Raw genomic sequence first — 338 nt, 5'->3', positions numbered from 1 at the left:
CTTTTAGGCCATTACTGGACTTCTCCATGTCCAGTTGGCCATCTTCTTCAAGTTCAAGGCAGCGAAAGTAAGCATCGCCTGCATCGACAATTTTTTAAGTCCCCTCAGGGTTGTCCAACGCATGCCAAAGGTATATTGAATGAATGAGAGTTTAACCAGAATTACAGGGTCAATGCTTGGGCGCCCTACTTCCGAATACACATCTTTCACCGTCATAAATGAAAGAAAAATCAAGGGCTGCTTCCATCTTGCGGACTAAATGTTCCTGAGGAACAAGCTGGTCTAAAGCGACCATCTCTAATTGATCTCGTTGGATTGGATTATTTTTCGAAAGCATC

The 338-nt window shown here is 43.5% G+C and carries 2 pseudogenes; both read right to left on the bottom strand.

Annotated elements, in window-relative coordinates:
* Nucleotides 1–3: 3 nt before the first annotated feature.
* A pseudogene (locus M3204_RS23955) lies at nucleotides 4–126 on the bottom strand (transposase); the annotation flags it as partial.
* A pseudogene (locus M3204_RS23550) lies at nucleotides 118–337 on the bottom strand (IS5/IS1182 family transposase); the annotation flags it as partial. The pseudogenes M3204_RS23550 and M3204_RS23955, both read right to left, overlap by 9 nt.
* Nucleotide 338: the final 1 nt, after the last annotated feature.

The sequence above is a fragment of the Mesobacillus subterraneus genome (assembly GCF_023715485.1).
GTDB classification, from domain to species: Bacteria; Bacillota; Bacilli; order Bacillales; family Cytobacillaceae; genus Mesobacillus; species Mesobacillus subterraneus_B.
This window is presented reverse-complemented; position numbering and strand designations above follow the sequence as displayed.